Below are 21,140 nucleotides of genomic sequence, written 5' to 3' on the forward strand. Positions count from 1 at the left end.
GCTCTTAAAAGATGGCTATGCACTGGCGGATTTATGAGGGGATCCCTCAGTACTCTGTGTTTCAAAGTCAATGTTCGTTACTGTATCGACCAAATCATGAAATACAGTAACTTCTCTCATTGAGTAACAATGACTAGCTGGTAACATTTATGCGCCAATGAGCGAGATACTGCTTCCCGATCTTGATGAGTTTACATCCAGCCGCAGTGGCATCTGCTCTTTGAGCTCGGATACATGAGAAATAACGCCGATCATACGCCCCGTTTGCTGCAGCTCTACTAGAATTTGCATGGCTAAATCCAATGATTCAGGATCTAGACTGCCAAAGCCTTCATCGATAAACAAAGTATCGAGTCTTATTCCCCCACTGTATGACTGAACAACATCTGACAGGCCTAATGCGAGAGCCAGTGCCGCCATAAATGACTCTCCACCTGACAATGTGGCTACATCACGTGTTTTACCTGTGTATCCATCTTCAACGGATAAGTCCAATCCTCGGCCAGCGACGCCTTTAAACCCTTCTGTTTTACGTACAAGTTGATAGCGTCCCTGACTCATCACTCTTAACCTTTGAGAAGCTTGGATCAATACATCATCAAGTAACACACCCAACACAAAGCGATGTAAACTAATTCTACTACCCGTTTTTCCGCTCGCGACATCGTAAAGTGTGCCATAAACTTTGTATTCATCATCGAGTTTGCTGTTTTTAGTTCGTAATTGGGCAATGTCCGAAGCGACTTTTTCCAAGCGATGGAAAAGCGATTGAGCAGCATCTAGTTCACCTCGACACTTAACGTGTTCTGATTCAAGAAGCGTAACATTAAGTTGCTCTTCTTCTAGATTTGGCCGAGAAGTGTTGGCAAGTTCTTGCTCAATATCATAAATGGTTTGCTCGAGTTTTAACTTGGTCGAACTATATTGCTCTATTTGTTCACGCCAATCTTGCATTTGTTCTGAACTAGAACGGCATTCCAAGAAATGCTCCAATGAGGAAAAGGAGGCGGCCTTTAAAGCACCATCCCACTCTGTCTCAGCCAATTGCGTATTGCTCCGCGCTGTAGTCAATAATTCTTGGTGAGAAGATATCTGAGACTCAATATTGGAATAGCTTACCGTCGCGTTATGCTGTGATTCTTGCGCATATTTTAACGCATGATTAAGCCGCTCAATATTCTGCTGGAGATCCAGATACACGGCATCAAGTTGGGCAATAGAGTCATATGAGCCAGAGATTGAGGCACGAAGCTGATTTAACTGTTTGTTCTGCGCCTCAAGTTTTGCGTCATTGGCTGATATTTCTTCTCGAAGAGCGTTTATTTTCGCCTCACCGTTTTCACACCTTTGCTTAAGTTCCGCAGCGACACTTTCTAACTTAGGCACATCAATAGCATCAAGTTCATGGTATCTTGCCTTTAACTGCAAAAGCTTTTGCTCTGTCGATTCAATATCGAGAACAGCATCATCACCCAATTCAAGTTTGTATGACTGAATCAGTTTTTCCTGTTGCTCGCACAAGGAGTGATGACGCTCCAATTCGTTCAATGCTGCATTAAATTGCTCTAATGCCGCCGTTTCAACTTGACGAGCTTGTTGCACATCCTGCTTATATACTTCCTTACCTTCAAACTTTGTTGGGCTCGGGTGCTCACAACTGCCACAAACTGGGCAAGGTTGGTTCGATTTAAGTCGTTTAGCCAGTACTGCTGCCTGAGCACTATGCCAATGCATTTCCAACTTGTCTGCATGTTGGCGTTTCTCTGCTAACTCTTTTTCTAACTGCTGCTTAGTTATACGAATAGCACCGGTTTGGTTGGTAAGCTGTACCTGCTCAGTGAGCAAAGATCTCAACTTACTCAGGTCGGCCAATAAACGCTGGGTTTTCGCTATATCAGCTTCAAGAGAGATTTTCTCCGTAGTCCCTTTCCTTGCACTATCTAAATTGCGTTCACTTGTCTGTAACTCTTCGAAAAGCTGAGCTTTTAACGCTTGGTACTTGGCCATGGTGTGAACATGTTCTTTACTTTGAGATTCAAGCTCTTTCAGAGTTGTTTGCTGCAGATCTATCTCTTTTAGTTTTTCTTTACTTTGCTCTAAATGAAACAGTTGTTCGTTTAATCTAGGTAGTTGCTCTGCGTTTAATATGGCTTTTTGTAATCCTTGCTCACACAAAGTTAAGTGAGTTTGAGCTTGTTGCCTTTCAATATTTAAAGTCGAGACTTTATTTTCGAGCGCTTTCACTTGATTAAGACATGATTGCCAATGTTGATACGGTACATTGAGCTTTTCCGCGCTTACAGCAAGCTCAAGTAACGAAGTCATGTCTATTATTTTATCTCGCTGTTCTAAGTGAAGGTTTAGGCTCTTTTGACTTTGCTCCCGCTTAGAAAATTGACCAGCAAGCATCTTCGACTGCTCAAGTTTAATTTTCGCTTGATTAAGGCGTTCAAAGCTGGACTTTTCTTCTTGCTTAGCTTTAGCCAGTTGTTGAGTGATGTCTTCGATTTGAATATTCAATTCTTGCTCTGAAGACACTTCAGCAACTTTCAGCGCGCCTTGTATTTGGTTATCAAACTCTTCTTTAGCGGTAACGATAGACGAGGCTTTGTCTTTTAAAGCGAATTCAATTTTTTTGTAGATATCGGTTTGAAACAGCTGACCAAAAATCGCTTCCCTGTCTTTTGAGCTTGCAAGCAATAATTCACGAAATTTTCCTTGCGGTAGCACCATTACCTGACGAAACTGACTTTCATTTAAACCTAGTAGACTGGTCGCTTCCAGCTTCACTTGAGCCGTTTTGCTGGTAATTAACCGTTCACTTTCGGTGATTTCATAAAGCGACGCTGTATGTTTGCGTGTTGTTGTGCCCTCTCCACGCGACTTAGGTACTTGCTGCTCTGGCAGTCGAGTTACGCGGTAATGTTTATCATGGAGCGCAAACTCAAATGTTATCTCTGTTGGTGTAGAAAGATCGGCTAAATCACACCGCATATGAGTCGCTTGTCGCTCATTGCCTGTCGTCTCTCCGTACAGAGCAAAACAAATCGCATCTAAAATTGAGGTTTTGCCCGATCCTGTTGGACCGTTGATTAAAAAAAGAGGATTACTACCTAATAATCGAAAATCAATGGTTTGCGTCGTTGCAAAAGGACCAAAGGCTTGCAGGGTTAACAATAGTGGTTTCATTCGTTTCCCCTGTTATTGACGGCTTAACTGCATGATCAGGTCCGAAATCGCCTCATCTTGCTCGTGGCTTAAGTCAACACTCTGCGTTTCTTTAAAAAAGTCACGAAACATATCTACTTCACTGCGTGACAGTGTAGCGGCTGCCAATTCTTTCTCTACACCAATTAACATGCCCGGTTTCTCAATATGTAATACGTTGGGGTATACACTGCGAAGCTTTTCCATCGGGTTTAGAATGGCGTGAGTATCCATTAAACGAACCAATAAATAGTCGTCATGATTGGGCCCTTCTTTAGCTTGCTCAATGATATTATTCAGCTCACCTTCGATAATTCGCATCTGATGCGGCGCTTTAAGATCAATATGTGTCGCCGACTTAAAGCCATTTTTATCAAACTCAACTAAGGTCACACCCTTTTTCTGATATTGTTCAGAAAAACTGTACTTCATTAGAGAGCCGGAATATCGAATGTAATCATGGCCTTTTTTTTGTGGTTGGTGAAGATGCCCGAGTGCCACATAATCAAAATCGACAAAATGCTCATGACTGACTCGCTCTGAACCACCTATACAAAGTGGTCTTTCCGACTCAGATTCTATAGCTCCATCCACAAAACAATGGCTGATCAATACATTTTTCTGCTTTGGGCTAAATCTAGACTTAATTTCATCGGCCAAGAATTTGTGCGCATCATCGAACGTCGACACGGATTGCTCGAAATAATGGCGTACCATTTCAGGATCATTATATGGCATGCCATAGAAGGCCACCTCTCCAGCATCTGTATCAATCACAACGGGTCGACACATGTCCTCAAAACTCGATAAGATATGTAGTCCAGCCCCTTTCATTTGCGACGAGCCAAACCCGAGCCTTTGTGCACCATCATGATTGCCTGGGATAAGAATGATAGGCACTTTGAGTTCATCACAAACCTGACTAACAAACTGATTCATTAGCTCAATTGCAGCAGTTGGCGGAACTGAACGGTCATAAATATCTCCAGCAATAACAAGCGCATCGACTGGGTTTTCTCGCAAATACTCAACTAACTGAGCCAATACCGCTTTTTGGTCGTCAAGGAGAGAAACACTGTGAAACTGACGTCCGAGATGCCAATCAGAGGTGTGAAGAAACTTCATTTTGTTCCTAGATTAATTTAGTTGCTCAGGCGCATCATATCATCTCGATACGCCTACTCACTAGTAAGGGTTATGTGATCAGTAAATAGTATGTTTCTTGCAGAATTTAACCGCTTCATCAATTAGCTCAAGCGCTGGTTTATCACATTCTGGCAATGCCGCTTCACTGACAACCATTGGCGTTACACGACTTCCCCATTTGACATGCGCAGCCCCCCAAGTTAACCCTGCGCCAAACGCTGCAAACAGTATATCGTCACTTGCTTTGACGCGGCCTTGTTCAAGCGCTTCACATAGCGCAATGGGAATTGTCGCCGCAGATGTGTTGCCATATTTTTGGATGTTAATAAATGCTTTGTCTTGCCCAATACCAGACAAATCACATAAGGTTTGAATAATACGAATATTCGCCTGATGCGGAATAACCAAGTCTACATCTTTTGTCGATAACTGACTGCGCTCTAACACATTGTGGGCTGCAGAGCCCATGCCTTTTACAGCTCGCTTGAAAATCTCTTTACCGACGAAATTGAATTCCCAATATCCATTATCGGCGGCAAAACGGTTCATTGAACTGCCAAATTTAGGCACCGACAGTATGTCTCTCCCTTGAGAGTCACAGCCTAGCTGCGCATTTTGTAAACCCACTGCGCTTTCTGATTGACTCAGTACAACTGCCCCAGCACCATCACCAAATAAAACCGCCGTATCTCGCATTGACCAATCAATAAAAAAGGACAGGCGCTCTGCACCAATCACCAAGGCATGACGGTAACTTCCCGATTGCATCATCCTTGTTGCAGTTTCTAAGCCATAAAGAAAGCCGGTACAAGCTGCGTTTAGATCAAACGCCATTGTCCCTTCCATACCTAAGTTTTGTGACACCTTCGATGCCATATTAGGAATAAGAGAGTCTGGTGAACAGGTTGCGATAATAAGAAGATCGATATCACTGATGTCCAAACCAGCACATGCGATGGCATGTTTTGCGGCAACCGTAGCAAGCTCTGAAGTATCGACATGACTAATTCTGCGATTTTCGATCCCTGTTCTGGATTGAATCCACTCATCGGAAGTGTCAAGAAAAGTGCCTAAATCTTGATTAGACAAAATAGTAGGCGGAAGGCATTTACCCCAGCCAGTAATTTCTGCGTATGTTGTAGTCATTCGAAACCTTTATTTTTATTGTGTTAGATAGCCAACATAGTCGGTTGGAATATTTGTATTTTCAAAGTATAACTATCGACTATCTTCAGTGTCACCTGATTGATAAAATCAACGTCACACTTGTGTAGAAAACTAAACGAGAAATACATCATGTCGACATTTAATACACGCTGCCCTTCTTGCCAGAGTATGAATCGAATCCCAACTGAAAGAGTATCTGAAAGCCCAAAATGCGGGAAATGTTCAAGCGCGCTACTTGATGGTTTTCCGATAGAAGGAACGGATTCCAACTTCGATGCGATTTTAAACAGTGATCAACCTGTTGTCATCGACTTTTGGGCTCCGTGGTGTAACCCTTGTGTGGGCTTTGCTCCCATTTTTTCCGATGTTGCATCGGAGTGCGCAGAAAACGTTCGATTTGTAAAAATAGATACAGAAAGCCAAACAAGCCTAGCAGCTAGGTATCAAATTAGAAGCATTCCAACAATTATGCTGTTCAAAAATGGTAAAAGAGTCGACTCTTTAAATGGTGCATTGCCTAAAAGTCAATTTAAGCAATGGCTTAGTGAAGCTTTACAGAAATAAAAATACCCGCAGTCATCCCAAATAAGGCCATAATGAGTTTAACTGATATGGCCTTGTAATCTGCAAGGTGACCAAATACACGATATTTTTACATTTAGTCACGCTGTTTATTTAATTTAATATCGGTAACCTCTGATCGTGCTATCAAATGCTGTTTCACTGATCGAGCAATTTCAATTGCATCTGAACGGGTCGAACTAACCTCTATAGAAATAACATAGTTGCTTATAGTTTCACTACGAGCACCATGAACCGCTTCACATGAGGCTACTTGCAACTCTGACTCAGATTCTTGAGCACTTTTCAGCGCTTGCTGCTCAGAAAGTTTAACAATTCTATTCTCAACGGTTAATTTCAACTCAGATAATGGTAGAGACAAAAGATACTGCATATCTTGAAGTAATACACGGTGCTGGTCACTCTGATTTGAAATAAACTGATAACTCTCATGAGCGAACTGTTCTCGAGCGTCGATCTCTTGCATTAGCTCCTTAACTTTAGTATCCAGAGCTCTCTCCACCCCACTCAAAGAAGCTTTACCTTTTATGGCAGCTTCCAATTTACTCACCGCAGTAAATTGCTCTTGATCAACATACGAGAATACTTCAGATTTTGATTTACAGTAGTCGAGCAGCTTTGAGTGTGCTTTTGTTACTAGGTCAAATTTTATCTGCTGTTTTTTAGTTCGGACTTGCCGTTCTAAAATTAAACGAGTTTCTCGCGCTGTTTCTAATACTTCATCAATAGCTGAAAAAAGTTTTTGAATATCATGCGTTTGCTCTAAAGCCTTAACTTTGCATTCTTTTAACGTTTTTTCAGCCGCTTTTAATGATTTAACATTATCTGATGCGGCAGCAAAGTCATTGTCGGTTTCGAGCTCTAGGTTTGTCGATGCTATTTGGTCAAGTAAATCCAACTTCCAAGAATCAAAGTTACTTTTCTGGATTGAACCCAAAATAGATATTTCTAAATGTTCCACATTCTTTCCTTGTATATTGATTTACTTATGAGTCCGAGAAACTACGAAGACAAACACTTCAAGGTGATAATTTCATTAACTCAGTTCAGGAGCGATTTCTTGAGGTAATAGCCTTCCATCCGCATAAATGTCATCACTCGCCCAATGTAAGTGAGTTGAACCATCTATTTTTGATGTATTTTCATGTGCCAGTTCAACCAGCTTCAAGTAAGCCTTATCAAAATAGCTTTTATCGGACCACACTTGGATATCGCCGATGACAATCAAGTGTTTTTTTGCTCGAGTAACAGCAACATTTAATAGGTTTGGTTTCGAAGAAGCCCAAGACGCACCGCCACTATTTTTTTCATCACAGCCGAGCACCAAAATAACGGTATTATTCTCCTTGCCTTGAAAGGTATGCACAGTCCCGACGTTGTTTTTCAAAAAGTCATTAAACTTCTTGCCAGTCCAATTCGAGTTACTGAGTAACTGCGATTTACTGCGTCTTAGCTCTTCTTTCAACTCTCTTTTCACCGCTTTAAACGGTGTTATTAGATAGATGCTGCTCAAGTCGCCGTTGTGTGCTGCTAGCTCGAATAAAAGAGCTTTAACCTCTTCACCCAACTCACGTTTGTACTGTTTCAGTACACAGTCTCCTTGTGAATCATTCCAGCGATTGTGTCCTAACGCCTTATGAGCTATCGGCTCGATGTCTTTATCTTCAACGGAGCCGTGTATCATGCGATTGTTGTAAGCTATTTCATTCGCAATACTAAACATTGGTTCGATACATCGGCGATGTACCCATAAGGGTATTCCTATCCATTGACCTTCGCCGTTCATATCTATCATACAGCCATATGGATTAACTCGGTCGGATAACGTCTGAACTGACCAGATACAAGGGTCCCACTGCTTTGATTCCTCTTGCAACTTAGATTGCATTAAGTAGTCAATAAGCTCTGGTGGTGAAGTAAATACAGGCTCGATCTGTAAAGGGTCTCCAACAACCACTGCTCGCTTAGCACGAAGTAAACCACCAACCGCTGCTTGCGGTATTGCTTGCCCAGCCTCATCAATCATCAACCAACCTAGAGACTCTGGAGGCAGCTTAGAAAACATGTTTCCGAATGAAGCAAAAGTCGTCGAAACCACGGGGACAAACATAAATAGTATCTGCCAAATCGCCAGAGCATTATCACTACTCTTGCCTAACACGACATCCTTAACTTTATATATCTGATTTAGAAAGGTATTCTGATTGCTTGCCTCTATGATCCAAGCCTCGTGAAGCTGTAACGCTGCCGCGTATACGTCTGACCTCAAGGCATTTATTTTGTCATGCTGCCAGCAAGCGTGTCTCTGTATGTCATGACACTCAATATCATCTGTAACTTCAGGTAAGTGATACCCCTTAAACTCCGTTCTATAAGTATTTAATTCATCTGAAAGCTTTTGCTTTTCAGCCTCTTTAGATTGAATATCAACCTTCTGCTGTAAAATTTTCTTTGTAGATGCTGTTATCTCGATTTGTTTGGCTTCAACATCACCAACAACCAACCGAATAGCTTTTTTGACATTTTCGAGTTCACTAAGTTTGTGCGATAGCGAGATCTTATATTGTTTATTACTCTTGGTGTTAAAGAAGCGACTGAACCAACTGGGAGAATTAAGCCTCAGCAACTCTAGGGAAATTGAAATTTCTTCTTCCCTTTTCACTTCAGAATTTCTGGTTGAATTAAGGATATCTAGCTCTACAGATAGCGAATGAGCATAGTTTTCTAATTCATTTAGAGCTAAGTTCATTCGATTTAAATCAACATCGAATCGCTGTGCATCGAAAGTATTTTGCAAGCTATCGAAGTAGGCTAACTTATCATTAAGCTCATGAAAACGAGATAACTTGTCGTTAAAATTTTTTTTGGCTTGGTGAAAAGAAGGTCCTGTATAAGTTGAGCGATATTGCCAAAAATTCAAGAAGTCTAAAGAAGGTTCTCTAGCCTCTGGTTCTTTGCCTTTTTGATAGTGGTATTTAAAGAAAAAACGCTCAAGAAATCTATTCCTCTTTTTATAAGCCCCCATAACTGCAGAGATATTTCCCCAAGTCTGCTTTTCCTCATCCAAAGGTAGCAAACGACCTTTCTTTTCATTTGCACTAATTTGGTTTGCTACAGAACGAAAGAAACTGGTATCTAAATATCTGCTGCCTATTGATTTTGTTTGAGGTAGCTCCTTAGAGATGTTTTCTACCGCCGCATTGTTCGATGATGCAACCACCATTTCAAAATCAGTGAGTTCTTCAACAAGAAACCCTTCTGGGTTTAACCCATCGCGAGCTTTTGAAAAAGAAGCTAAAACTTTCCCTCTCTCTACAATATTTTGCGCTATGATATCTCGCAGCAACGTAGTTTTACCTGTGCCAGGAGGCCCGTTAACGGAGATAACACCACCTGTTTTTAGCTCTGTGAATACAGTATTGATGGCAAACTGCTGCATTAAGGACATATTATGTACAGGTTCTGTCAACCATCGACCTTCTGGCGTCATCTTAGGGTTCAAATGCTTATGAATTAGAGGAATAGAATCATTGGTATACAGATCAACATGCTTGGAGCTGGATTGTCCTAGATAAGCTTGAAGAGGTTTGCTAGTCCTGCCAGTCACAATTGAATTAATCGCGCGCTCTATATCTCGAATGTAAAAGCTGTTTAGAATGGGGAGCTGAGAGTCATCAGTAATAGGATCATCTTCATAAGAGTCATCTTCACTATCGTCTTGAGTATTATCTGGCTTGTTTTTATCCGCTAAAAGGTTATCAGACTTAGTTTCGTACTCGTAAAAAGCCATCTGAAACGGGTAAACCTTTGAGTTTTGAGAAAGTAATAAGTCCTCATTAGAGATGCCAGCCCATTGATAAAGTCCCTCTATTAAGTTCATTAGGCTGTTCACACAAAGAGTATACCTGCCCTCTAAGCTAGGATGGCTAGGCAAGGTCGTTTCCCAGCGCTCTACAAACTCTTTTAGGTCGTCGCACCTTGTATCAAATCGTTCCTGAGATATTGTCCCCGCTCTGTCCTCGAGTAACTCGGCTAAAGCCCAAGGTAGCGTGCTTACCGAAAAAGTATCGAGCCGAGGCGCACCAAACTCATCCAACATCAACTTAGCAAAGCAAGACATTCCTTCATTGTCTCTTCTTTGCTCGATTTCCTCACAAGCGCAATTGTCCTGATTGTTAGTAGAAAAGTATTGTGCAACTTTTTTATCTATCGAAGATTTATCGAACAGCCCCAACTAAAGGGTATAAACGCATTTTTTACCCAGAGTAAGACCAAGTGAATCACGAATCGCTGGATTTAACCAAGGAAGCAGATGATTGCCATGTGACTGTAATTCGAGACCGGACACGTTTACTGGTGCAATTTTACTGTCTTCTTTATCTGGCACTGAGTAGGCTTGAAAAAACTCCACTAGATGCCAAGATTCCAATATATTTTTTGAGCTTTCTCTTCTAATGCTCACTAGCCACTGCCTATCAATACCATAAAAAGATCATAGGCTTATGATGATATACGATCCAGTTGCATAAGGCGACATCTTGCTTTATACAAAACGCATAAACTTCATATGAATTTTGAGCATGTACAACAAATTTTCAGCACATCTGAATTAAAAAAACCGCATCTCAACTGAGATGCGGCTTTGGGTTTCTATCGTCTTATTTTGGAGGTTTAAACCTTAAGCTCGGCGACGGGGGCTTCGAGTGAAATGGTTTCTTTAGTGATCCAGTTTTCTAGCCATTCGCTGCGTTTTTGCTCGTCGGTAAGGGTGCGCCAGTGACGGGCGGCGGATTCATTGTATATCTGCTCGCGCTCGATATTTTGCGACCATGGCATACCAGCAACGAGTGACTTTGACGCCGGAAGCGCTATTGGCTGTATTCCCAGCTCAAACTCTGTCGCGACATCACGCTGCGCTACACTGAGCAGGGTAATTTCTGAACGTGTTAAGCCACCTTTTGCCACTATGTCACCAAAAGGACGCAGCCCATTGAGTTTTCGACCGTTTGGCGCAACATAAGCAAGGTCAAATTTCATCACATGAACAAATTTATCACCGCAACCCATGAGTCTGTCTTTTAGCTCTTCACGTTCTTGGCTGATTTGCTCTAGTGCCTGACTTGCAAAGCTGACAAGATCGGCCTCTAAGGTCTCGTTGTCCTCTGGCTCACTTTTTTTCCATGTCATCATATAACTTGGCGTTTCATAAGGGCTGGTGGCGGGCCGCTCTATCCCAACCTCAGCCTGACCGACGTAATGCATTCGACTGGCCATTTTCGGCCCCGCACATTTATCAAGCCCGCCAAGCTGCATTTCCACAGGGACGCTCATAGGATCAAGATGCATGGTTTGATAGGTCTCTTTCTCAAACTCGTCCGAGATCACGGCAACATATAAGGATGAGGGTGTTTCTTTCGACCAATCGAAACTATCGCTATCAAAAGCAATACCTTGATCAAACGACATTGAACTGCGGGTGCCTTGCTTGAAAAACTTCAGCTCAGAGCCGACTTTCAGCGCAGGGAGCACTATCAAGTCGCCACCCACAATTGGAGGGGTGTTTTCTCTTTGGTTAACCGATGGGCTGGTAATAAAGTCTTCAATCAAGAGATCGGACCCTTTTAGGCGTACCTTCTGCATGTGCTGGCCATCATACAGCGCTTTACTTTGTGATTCGTCAAACACGCCATAATCAAAACGGGCATCCCTTGCAGGCACCTCGCGCGTCAAGGTCATAACTTGTGTATCTGGCCTTGTCGCGAGAACAATCTTACCATTGAGCTTAAACAAGTATTCCAACTGGTGAGCGCCATTACTTTCAACCCACAAATCAAACGCCCCATTTTCATCGGTGAGTGAACGAATATCCTCGATAAGGTTGGTTTGGTATAAGGGCTTTAGCCCAGGTATTTCTAATGCGCCGAACCAATAGGTCGGCTCAAATTCAAATCCCGTCAATGTCTCCTTGCCCTGTTTGGCAAAATAGTCCTCAAGCTGGCTATCTTGTAAGGTAAAATCGCTTTGCTGCTTTGGCCCCATGAGCAAACTGTATGAAGGACCTTCAATATCAAACAACAAGCGAGACACCTCATAAGAGAGGTCGCAATGAAAGAGCGTTTTGCTGTCATCTGAGGCCGCTGCGGTGAGCAGTACCTGAATTTTAACCCGTGTAAACGGCCCTATTTTCCCAGCGCTAGGCTTATTTAAAGTGCGTTGCTGCTTGAGCCAATCGGCGTGAGACAGCCAAGCGTTAGTCTGGTCATCAAACACCAAAAGGCGGCTAAAACCCACATCCGCCGCCGTTAAATCGGGCTTAGACATATCAAAGTCTTTGCTGAATTTCTCAAGCGCTTTTTCGCCTTTGTCGAGGTAAATGGCGGTTTGGACAGGAAAGCCGGTATGAAATGCGCCGCTGATGCTCCTTCTACTGACATAATAAGGGTCGCGGCGATATGATGACGAAGAGAAACGATTGAGCCAATTGTGCGCGAGCGTATTGTAATTATGCTCGGGAATTTCCCAGTTGTCATTCATCACATAGGATTCAATAAAATGGTCAAGCTGGTAATCCCTGACAATACTGCCGCGCGTCGCAAAGGGGCTAAAGGCCTCTTTTAGACGGATACGCGTCAACAGCTCAACCAAGCTATTAATCGCATAGGCTCTGAGAAGAAAACGCTTTAGTAGCTCTTTTGGTAAGTCTTGATTGTTTAGATGGTCGGCCAATTGCTCGGCATTGAGTTCTTGAGCTTCAATCTTTTCATCGATGTTAAGATATTGCTGAATGATGTTGCGGTTGATTTTACCCAGTGTTTTAAGTTCACTTTTCTTCTCAAACGCCTCTTTAAACGAGGTGTACACTCTTGAACTATTCATTTCATCGAGCAAGGTGAAGGCGGTGTCTAACACATCCAAGCCGGTTGAGCCGATAAAATAGGCACCTGCCGCCGGCGCAAGCGGGGTAAACATAGCGATACCGCACAGCGCACCAATCGCCGATTGCAGCATGTCACCTTGCTGTTTGTCTGCGCCTATCAAGTAGCCCTGCCATAGCTGATGCAAGCTCTCTAGTTTGAGCGAACCTGTGCGACTTGGGGGTAAAGACACGGCAAAATCAGGGACCACTAAACGCACTTCTACTCGGCGGTCAATGGCAATGTCTGCACTGTCGGAGCGGTCATCGTGGTCTTGATATTGGCTTTCATCGTCGTAGTAACGGCGCGTACTGCCAAAATAGACATAATGAATGCGCTTTTCGAGCGCTTGGCTATCTTGGGCATAACTGACTATTTTCTCGGTGACGTGCTGCGCTCGCCACTTAGACAGCTTTTGATTGTTTTTCTCACTGCCTATTGGCCCTGCGTGCCCCTCAATCACCACCTGATAACTTAGATTCGCTTCTAACAATTGGCACAAATTCTCACAAAGGCGGTCAAAATCACTGTTCAGGGGATGCTGCTGATTACTGACCTCAGCCGAGTTAAATTGGAAGTTAAGATTGACCGCAATGCCTTGCTTGTCAACGCGAATACGCGCCTCCTCTCCAAGCAGCTCCTGCAACGATTCGGCTTTACTCTGCCATTTGGTTTTTTGGTCTGATTTGCGCACAAAGGTCACTTGCTGTAAGTAACTTTGTGACAACTGCTCAAGCTGTTTAAACGCACTGTTGGCGCTGTCTTTCATTTCGGAAAAGCTTTGATACTGATTATAAAACGCCATCATCTCAGCGGCAGTATTAAGAGCTGGCAATCCTTTGGAAGCGATTAGCCCCCATGATTGAGACAACCGCCCTATCACTCGGGTGTACTTTTTGTTTTGGTAGAGGGTTTTCATCGCCTCTAGCTCACGCGTTAGGTAAGCGCCATCAACCACCTTCTTTTTAAAAATCAGCGCCAGCGTTTGTTCAAAGGTGAGGTTTCGCCGCGCAATATGCTGGGCTTGGTTCCACGTTTTAAACGCCTCGCGATTGGCCGATACCGCTTCTCTAAAGGCGATTCCAGCGTTGATGATGCTAGGAATAAACTCTTTGTCGATGTTATCTTTAAACGCACTGCCTATGGTGGCGGCAATTTCAGCCGGTGCCTCGATGAACGCAAGGCCATCCATTAGGCTCACATCGCTTGCCAGCGACTCATAGGTTTTGATCGCTTGGGTGGAAAGAGAAAACGCGCCAATGCCCGCCACCGCATCGGCCTGATAGAACTGACCTTCACTAAGGTAGTCTTTATATTCCGGCAGTTGGTTAGGAAATTGATGGATGATTAGCTCTTCAAGCGAGAGCATATCGCCGCACACATAAGCAATTTTACCCAACCCACCGTTGGCGCGAAACACCAAGCGTTCATGCAGCTCATAGGAGTAGACATTTTGTCCGTCACTTTCAACACCAGTTCTGGAGCTAAAGTCATGACTGAGGTTACTTTTGGTGACGCTATCTGGAAGCTTAGCGCCTTGATTGGCTTGCTCATATTCTTGCTGCCAAAATTTAATTCGCAGTAAATAAAAGCCAGTGTCTATCTCTTCAGGGTCAAGATTAAATAAGGCGCACGGCAAATAGTCTTGATTGCCTTTTCTTTCTACTTTCGTTACCCAAGCGCTCGCCACCACATCTTCGCTGGCGTCCTGTGGATTTTCAGCATCAATATCGTCGATTGGCCGAATCAGCGACACCTCAGCGCCATTATACAGCGGGTCACTAAATACCACAGCCAACGTATGATAGCTTGGCACCACAAAGCCTTTAATGGGCGTTTCTGGCGCGGCCATTTTCTCTTCTCGCCAGTGATTATACGCCTGCTGCTCCTCGGTTAAGGGGCGACCAGTACTGGTTTGATAGGCAGGGGCAAGCTGACTTGGCAAAATTTGCGTTGGGGTAAAGCTTACACCTTGATACTGTGGCAATACTTCTTTTGCCAAGGATTTTAGCGCGCCGCCTAACCGCGTGACTGAAATGGCGGTATCACTGATTAAATGCGCCAATAACTTAACTGGCGGAAAACTCAGCTCATAATCTTGACTATTTAGGCGGGTTACCCGCGAGCCATGGTGTAATAAAATGAGGTCTGTGGTATCGGCCATTTGCTGGTTTTCCGGCTCAGGGACTAGAACATCACTACTTGGCTGGCCAAGGCCTAAGTTCATCAGTTTACCAATATGATTGGTGGCCCAAAGCTGGCGATTATCGACCTCGGTTAATGCATTAACCATGACTGGCGCATAAGGGATAGGGCGAATTTTTTCGCTCAGCGACTCTTCGGCGGTAAGACCAGCAGATTGATGCCATTCGTCAAAGAAGCGGTCTCCAGACTCATTCACCGAGGTGTGAAAGTAGGTACCAAATAAAAAATATTCATCGGTATATTGCTTAACCATTATTTCGCCTCCTTAAACCAGAGGCCATTATTGGCAAAGGCATTATACAGGCTATTATACTTTATGGTTCGATTCATACCCAATGGCCGCCACTGCCATGCCTTACCGGTTTGATAGTCTTTTACGGTAAAAGTAGTCATATGTTTGCTGCCACCAAAACGGCCATTAAGGCCTAAAATATAAGGCATCATGCCTGATTTGATCATTTGTACCGTTTCTTTTTCCATATCAACTTTAAAAAGATGTGTTCTATTGATAGCCCAAGCATATTTACCGGTTGGACTAATGGATCGATCGAGAGAGATTGCATCTTCCACATCAAGCCCTTTAAACCACGTGACTTTTTTTCCAATTTCATTGGAAGCACCTCGGTACATAACGACCCCTGCCGCTTTTACAGAATAGAAATTACCTTCATAAAACACATTGGTATCCGTCATTTTAAGCTCAGACGGTACAACCTCCTTGGTTTCAATATCCCATTTATAAATAAAATCTTTAGTATCAGTAAAATACAGTGTTTTACTGTCTTCGGTCCAAACAAAACGCGGAACCCCTGACCAATCGGCCAATGAATAAGTCTGACCAGTTTTTAAATCGTACACCCGTTTTTCGTCGCCGTTACCGTAGGCAAGGTAGCGATTATCTGGCGAGCGCACCATTTTCCCGTAGCCTCCTGTGGTCATATTATCCAACACTAAGCGCAAATCAGTACCATCGGTTTTCATGCTCCAGATTTTGGTTTGACCTTCATAGGCGGTGTACATGGGGTCGTGCTTATCGCCCATATTGGCCCAATAAAATTGAACCCGAGGCAAATCATAGGAGCTGGCATCATTGAGATCTTCTCTCGGCCACTCTTTAGCGCGATAAATATAATATTTGGGAAAAGGTTGTATCTGAGCACGCTTTACGCCGTCTTTATAATAAATATCTTCACTCTCTATCATTTCATACCAATTGTTTTCCGTCACATAGTGGCGATCGGGATACAATTCTTGTTTGGTATATTGACGAGGCGGCGTGTTTTCTTGGTCAGATTCAGCGCCGCACCCAACCAACTGGGCGGCCAAGATCAAACCGATCAACCATTTGTTCATTGTTGTTGTCCTGTAGGGAGTAGCGCGGCGTTTTTCGGTGTGCATCATGCTTTCGCCTCCTTAAACCAGAGGCCATTATTGGCAAAGGCATTATACAGGCTATTATACTTTATGGTTCGGTTCATACCCAATGGCCGCCATTGCCATGCTTTGTCTGTTTGATAGTCTCTTACGGTAAAGGTGGTCATATGTTTGCTGCCACCAAAGCGGCCATTGAGGCCTAAAATATAAGGCATCATGCTCGATTTCATTCTTTGCGACGTTTCTTTTTCTATATCAGCTTTAAAGTGATATTTTCGACTGGCCGCCCAAGCATATTTGCCGGTTGGGCTAATAGAACGATTTAGAGAACTTGCATCATCAACATCAAGCCCTTTAAACCAAGTGACTTTTTTAACGATGTCATTGGAGGCACCTCGATACCTAACTGCGCCAGCTGATTTTACAGAGTAGAAGTTTCCGTCGTAAAACACATTGGTATCCGTCATTGGAAGATCGGACGGCACCACCTGTTTGGTTTCAATATCCCATTTATAGATAAGGCTTTTGGTATCAGCGAAGTAAAGCGTTTTACTGTCTTCGGTCCAAACAAAGCGCGGCATGCCGTAGCCGTGGGCCAATGAATAGGTCTCACGGGTTTTTAAATCGTACACCCGCTTTTCGTCCCCATTGCCATACGCAAGATAACGGTTATCTGGCGAGCGCACCATTTTCCCGTAGCCGCCGACGGTCATATTATCCAACACTAAGCGCAAGTCAGTGCCATCAGTTTTCATGCTCCAGATTTTGGTTTGCCCTTCATAGGCGGTGTACATGGGGTCATGCTTATCGCCCATATTGGCCCAGTAAAATTGAACCCGAGGCAAATCATAAGAGCTGGCATCGTTGAGATCTTCTCTCGGCCATTCTTTAGCGCGGTAAATATAATATTTGGGAAAAGGTTGAATTTGGCTACGATCCTTACCATCGATAAAGTGAATTTTTTCGCTGTCTACCATTTCATACCAATTGTTTTCCGTCACATAGTGGCGATCGGGGTACAATTCTTGCTTAGTATATTGACGAGGCGGCGTGTTTTCTTGGTCAGATTCAGCGCCGCACCCAACCAACTGGGCGGCCAAGATCAAACCGATCAACCATTTGTTCATTGTTGTTGTCCTGTAGGGAGTAGCGCGGCGTTTTTCGGTGTGCATCATGCTTTCGCCTCCTTAAACCAGAGGCCATTATTGGCAAAGGCATTATATAAGCTATTATGCTTTATGGTTCGGTTCATACCCAATGGCCGCCATTCCCATTCTTTATCGGTTTGATAGTCTCTTACGGCAAAGGTGGTCATATGCTTGCTGCCACCAAAACGGCCATTAAGGCCTAAAATATAAGGCATCATGCCCGATTTAATCATTTGCGCCGTTCCTTTCTCCATATCAACTTTAAAAAGATGTGTTCTATTGATAGCCCATGCATATTTACCCGTGGGGCTAATAGAACGGTCCAACGATCGGGCATCAGCGACACTTAGCTCTTTACCCCAAGAGACTTGTTTCATCTTTTGGTTCGAAAGCCCTGCATACTTTATTACTCCAAAATGTTTTACTGAGTATAGGTTACCTTGATAAAACACATTGGTATCCGTCATTGGAAGATCGGACGGCACTACTTGTTTGGTTTCAATATCCCATTTATAAATAAGGTCTTTAGTATCGGTAAAGTACAGTGTTTTACTGTCTTCGGACCAAACAAAACGTGGAACACCATAATTCTCGGCCAATGAATAAGTCTCACCAGTTTGTAAATCGTACACCCGTTTTTCGTCGCCGTTACCGTAGGCAAGGTAGCGGTTATCTGGCGAGCGCACCATTTTCCCGTAGCCGCCTGTAGTCATATTATCCAGCACTAAGCGCAAGTCCGTGCCATCGGTTTTCATGCTCCAGATTTTAGTTTGCCCTTCATAGGCGGTGTACATGGGGTCGTTCTTATCGCCCATATTGGCCCAGTAAAATTGAACCCTAGGCAAATCATAAGAGCTGGCATCATTGAGATCTTCTCTCGGCCACTCTTTAGCGCGGTAAATATAATATTTGGGGAAGGGTTGAATTTGGCTGCGATCCTTACCATCGATAAAGTGAATTTTTTCGCTGTCTACCATTTCATACCAATTGTTTTCCGTCACATAGTGGCGATCGGGGTACAATTCTTGCTTAGTATATTGACGAGGCGGCGTGTTTTCTTGGTCAGATTCAGCGCCGCACCCAACCAACTGGGCGGCCAAGATCAAACCGATAAACCATTTATTCATTGTTGTTGTCCTATAAGTTCAGAAACCGGCACATTGGCTTCGACCAACACATAGTGCTGGACGCCGCGACCATGATCGCTATGCGCTGCCCGTAAAATATCCACCTGTTTGACTTCAGGAGGCGGCGCGGCAAACCTTAGCAGCAAATTGCCTTGCTCATTGGTTGCAGCAGAGCGGAAATACGCCCGTGAAGACCACTCAAATTCACTATTTTTCAACTCAAAGAAATCATCGGTTTCATCCGCGAGCAGCTCTTTACGATACTCAATCACTAGTCCACCGGAATTAGGCATATTAACCCCTGCAATATTGGTTTTGTGCTGCGCGTCAAGTAATGCACCTCCACTTGCGCCTTGGGCCGGATGCGACAAACATAGAACCTTGTCTCCTGATTCAGAAAAGGCTTGGCTCTCACTGTATTGACTCAGATCACTGAGTGGTATCGCGCAAGAGGCAGGGTCAGCTTCAAGAGCCATGACTTGGTCTTTACTTAGCGCTTGTTCGCTGTAGTGCAAAAACAACGAATCTTGCACCGCACCTTTGAGTTTGTAGGGAACCCAAATATGGGGCAATGGCACCCCATCGGGCTTTCGTTGATTGCCTTGATCGACTCTGTGTGGGCTTGGCAGGGTTTTTAAGGTTATCGGCTCTAGGTCTAAATGGGGGAAGACAAGTTCAACCTCTTCTTCGACTAAACCAAACACACGCTCGGTTTCATTTTCGGACAGCTCACTGCGACACACCACTTTGCCATTTTGTTTGATCTCAAATGGCTCCGAACCGTAGTGATGATCGTTAAGTACTGTACTTAGATCAATATTAAGGTGGCGGAAAGTGAGTTCTTTCTGCTGATAGTAGTCAAGGTTTATATCACGAAAATAGCCATTGGGCTGAATGGCTAACTCTCGCCATACCTTGTTATTCCAAACGATATAGATATAGCCTTTATCACGCAGGGCCATACCACTGCTGTTCTTAACAACGGGCAAAACAGGGATGAGTACGTTATCCCATTCGCCCATTTGGGCTTCTTTTTCTACAGGCTCAATATCATCGGCTAACTTTAGCTGGATCGGAGCGAGTCCTGAGCAGGGAATGTTGAGATACAAACTTCTGCTTTCAGTCTCTAATCCCTTAAAAGTAGCAAGACTTCGGTGAGACGTTTCTCTATCGCGCTTTGGACTGGCCTTAGCATTGTGTTGCTTACTGGTCTGACTCAGGGATAAATAAGCTGGTGTGTTTCTCCATTGCCCAGCGAATTCAACCACGATTTTACGCTCTGGGGTCGGTTCGACGGGAACATAAGTAATAGAGCGTGCGAGCGTTGTGTTATCGGTAATTGGCGCGTAGTTTGCTTTTCGATAGGTGACGGGCGCTTCTTGAAGCTCTGCGACTTTTTTTGCCAAAAGTGGCACGCTGCTTAATTGATTGGCCGACACAGGCGAAGAATGAGGGGACATAGAGAGCGCCACCGACTGGCCTTTTTTAAGCTCCCCTTTTAATCGTTCAAGATATGAAGCTAGATCTCGTTTCTTATAAGGCTCAAGAGAACGCTGCAAAAAAGCCGGCAACAAGGCGTGAACCTCACTGGCGTTTTTGTAGGTCCGCATTTGCCACGGCACTTTTTCTGGTAACACAATATAGGACAGGTGCTCAGGCTTGAGCTGATTCGCTAAAATAAACCGACAACTTAATCTCATTACTTACTCCAAAACATAGTTATCACCTTAAGCGGGCAATATTCGCTTATGGGGATTCAGTCAGCGCGACCTAGCCCTACCTATTGTTTGTCCATCCATTAGATACCGACACACCTAGGTGCTTGAAAAAAGACAAACTCTGTGGGGTATTCTACAAGAAAGGCGGCTGGCATTCTTACTAAATCAATAGGTAAAGTGCCGGATTTATTAAGGATTTTGACGTTTTGGACACGAGTCACATCATCGGATATCGCTGAAATTACAACCAGCGAACAAAAAGCGTTCGATTTGTAAAAATAGATACTGAAAGTCAGACAAACCTAGCATCTAGACACCAGATTAGACGCATTCCAGCAATAATGCTGTTCAAACGTGGTAAAAGGGCCAGCTCTTAAAATGTTGTACTGCCTAAAAATCAATTTAAGCAATGGCTTAGCGATGATTTGGAGATGTTAAAAACACCAGAATTTATTCTAGATAAGGTCAAATTAAGTTTAATTTATATGGTCTTTTCTTTATTTTTGCTCATAAAACGCTTCGAAAAAAAATTTTTATCGAAACGACCAAAAT

14 protein-coding genes are annotated in these 21,140 nt (G+C 43.6%); 3 read left to right on the forward strand and 11 right to left on the reverse strand.

Features of this window, described 5'->3' with window-relative positions:
* Nucleotides 1–147 precede the first annotated feature (147 nt).
* From AAFM34_RS05495 to AAFM34_RS05505, 3 genes are all read right to left on the reverse strand, one after another.
* Nucleotides 148–3,189 carry an SMC family ATPase gene (locus AAFM34_RS05495; protein WP_341660804.1) on the reverse strand — a complete coding sequence of 1,014 codons (3,042 nt, stop codon included), beginning with the start codon at nt 3,187–3,189 and terminating at the stop codon, nt 148–150.
* A 12-nt stretch (nt 3,190–3,201) separates the two neighbouring features.
* Nucleotides 3,202–4,332, reverse strand: a complete 1,131-nt coding sequence (locus AAFM34_RS05500) for an exonuclease SbcCD subunit D (RefSeq protein ID WP_341660806.1) — start codon at nt 4,330–4,332, stop codon at nt 3,202–3,204.
* Between the two features lie 78 nt (nt 4,333–4,410).
* Nucleotides 4,411–5,499 (reverse strand): ketoacyl-ACP synthase III, encoded by a 1,089-nt coding sequence (locus tag AAFM34_RS05505; protein ID WP_341660808.1) that lies wholly within the window; start codon nt 5,497–5,499, stop codon nt 4,411–4,413.
* A gap of 150 nt (nt 5,500–5,649) precedes the next feature.
* Between AAFM34_RS05505 and trxC the strand changes: the two genes are divergently transcribed.
* Complete coding sequence (trxC, locus tag AAFM34_RS05510) at nt 5,650–6,084, forward strand: thioredoxin TrxC (RefSeq protein WP_341660810.1); 435 nt, start codon at nt 5,650–5,652, stop codon at nt 6,082–6,084.
* A gap of 94 nt (nt 6,085–6,178) precedes the next feature.
* On the opposite strand, the gene AAFM34_RS05515 is transcribed toward trxC, so the two are convergent.
* The 8 genes from AAFM34_RS05515 to AAFM34_RS05550 all read right to left on the reverse strand — a co-directional run bounded on the left by AAFM34_RS05515 (nt 6,179) and on the right by AAFM34_RS05550 (nt 20,570).
* Nucleotides 6,179–7,063 carry a hypothetical protein gene (locus AAFM34_RS05515; RefSeq protein ID WP_341660812.1) on the reverse strand — a complete coding sequence of 295 codons (885 nt, stop codon included), beginning with the start codon at nt 7,061–7,063 and terminating at the stop codon, nt 6,179–6,181.
* A 75-nt stretch (nt 7,064–7,138) separates the two neighbouring features.
* The gene (locus AAFM34_RS05520) at nt 7,139–10,222 is read right to left on the reverse strand and encodes an AAA domain-containing protein (RefSeq protein WP_341660813.1); all 3,084 of its coding nucleotides are present in this window, start codon (nt 10,220–10,222) and stop codon (nt 7,139–7,141) included.
* 114 nt (nt 10,223–10,336) lie between these two features.
* A complete protein-coding gene (locus AAFM34_RS05525; protein WP_341660815.1) occupies nt 10,337–10,564 on the reverse strand; it encodes a hypothetical protein in 228 nt (75 codons plus the stop codon).
* 209 nt (nt 10,565–10,773) lie between these two features.
* Nucleotides 10,774–15,474, reverse strand: coding sequence for an OmpA family protein (locus AAFM34_RS05530; RefSeq protein ID WP_341660817.1), 4,701 nt, complete (start codon nt 15,472–15,474; stop codon nt 10,774–10,776).
* A complete protein-coding gene (locus tag AAFM34_RS05535) occupies nt 15,474–16,622 on the reverse strand; it encodes a hypothetical protein (RefSeq protein ID WP_341660820.1) in 1,149 nt (382 codons plus the stop codon). The genes AAFM34_RS05530 and AAFM34_RS05535 overlap by 1 nt, the downstream gene beginning before the upstream one ends.
* The gene (locus tag AAFM34_RS05540; protein WP_341660822.1) at nt 16,619–17,770 is read right to left on the reverse strand and encodes a hypothetical protein; all 1,152 of its coding nucleotides are present in this window, start codon (nt 17,768–17,770) and stop codon (nt 16,619–16,621) included. The genes AAFM34_RS05535 and AAFM34_RS05540 overlap by 4 nt, the downstream gene beginning before the upstream one ends.
* The gene (locus tag AAFM34_RS05545) at nt 17,767–18,870 is read right to left on the reverse strand and encodes a hypothetical protein (RefSeq protein ID WP_341660824.1); all 1,104 of its coding nucleotides are present in this window, start codon (nt 18,868–18,870) and stop codon (nt 17,767–17,769) included. Before AAFM34_RS05545 ends, AAFM34_RS05540 begins: the two co-directional genes overlap by 4 nt.
* Entirely contained in the window at nt 18,867–20,570 is a 1,704-nt protein-coding gene (locus AAFM34_RS05550) for a hypothetical protein (protein ID WP_341660826.1), read from the reverse strand. Before AAFM34_RS05550 ends, AAFM34_RS05545 begins: the two co-directional genes overlap by 4 nt.
* 141 nt (nt 20,571–20,711) lie before the next feature.
* Here AAFM34_RS05550 and AAFM34_RS05555 point away from each other — a divergent pair, with 141 nt between their 5' ends.
* Nucleotides 20,712–20,864, forward strand: a complete 153-nt coding sequence (locus tag AAFM34_RS05555; protein ID WP_341660828.1) for a hypothetical protein — start codon at nt 20,712–20,714, stop codon at nt 20,862–20,864.
* A gap of 2 nt (nt 20,865–20,866) precedes the next feature.
* Nucleotides 20,867–20,965 carry a hypothetical protein gene (locus tag AAFM34_RS05560; RefSeq protein WP_341660905.1) on the forward strand — a complete coding sequence of 33 codons (99 nt, stop codon included), beginning with the start codon at nt 20,867–20,869 and terminating at the stop codon, nt 20,963–20,965.
* Nucleotides 20,966–21,140 lie beyond the last annotated feature (175 nt).

The organism is Vibrio sp., assembly GCF_038138445.1.
Taxonomy (GTDB): domain Bacteria; phylum Pseudomonadota; class Gammaproteobacteria; order Enterobacterales; family Vibrionaceae; genus Vibrio.

What these genes read in the sequence shown, in the direction of transcription:
- AAFM34_RS05535 (WP_341660820.1), bottom strand. Translation starts at nt 16,622, where the DNA reads ATGATGCACACCGAAAAACGCCGCGCTACTCCCTACAGGACAACAACA.
- AAFM34_RS05500 (WP_341660806.1), bottom strand. Translation starts at nt 4,332, where the DNA reads ATGAAGTTTCTTCACACCTCTGATTGGCATCTCGGACGTCAGTTTCAC.
- trxC (WP_341660810.1), top strand. Translation starts at nt 5,650, where the DNA reads ATGTCGACATTTAATACACGCTGCCCTTCTTGCCAGAGTATGAATCGA.
- AAFM34_RS05545 (WP_341660824.1), bottom strand. Translation starts at nt 18,870, where the DNA reads ATGAATAAATGGTTTATCGGTTTGATCTTGGCCGCCCAGTTGGTTGGG.
- AAFM34_RS05550 (WP_341660826.1), bottom strand. Translation starts at nt 20,570, where the DNA reads ATGAGATTAAGTTGTCGGTTTATTTTAGCGAATCAGCTCAAGCCTGAG.
- AAFM34_RS05540 (WP_341660822.1), bottom strand. Translation starts at nt 17,770, where the DNA reads ATGATGCACACCGAAAAACGCCGCGCTACTCCCTACAGGACAACAACA.
- AAFM34_RS05495 (WP_341660804.1), bottom strand. Translation starts at nt 3,189, where the DNA reads ATGAAACCACTATTGTTAACCCTGCAAGCCTTTGGTCCTTTTGCAACG.
- AAFM34_RS05505 (WP_341660808.1), bottom strand. Translation starts at nt 5,499, where the DNA reads ATGACTACAACATACGCAGAAATTACTGGCTGGGGTAAATGCCTTCCG.
- AAFM34_RS05530 (WP_341660817.1), bottom strand. Translation starts at nt 15,474, where the DNA reads ATGGTTAAGCAATATACCGATGAATATTTTTTATTTGGTACCTACTTT.
- AAFM34_RS05520 (WP_341660813.1), bottom strand. Translation starts at nt 10,222, where the DNA reads ATGTCTTGCTTTGCTAAGTTGATGTTGGATGAGTTTGGTGCGCCTCGG.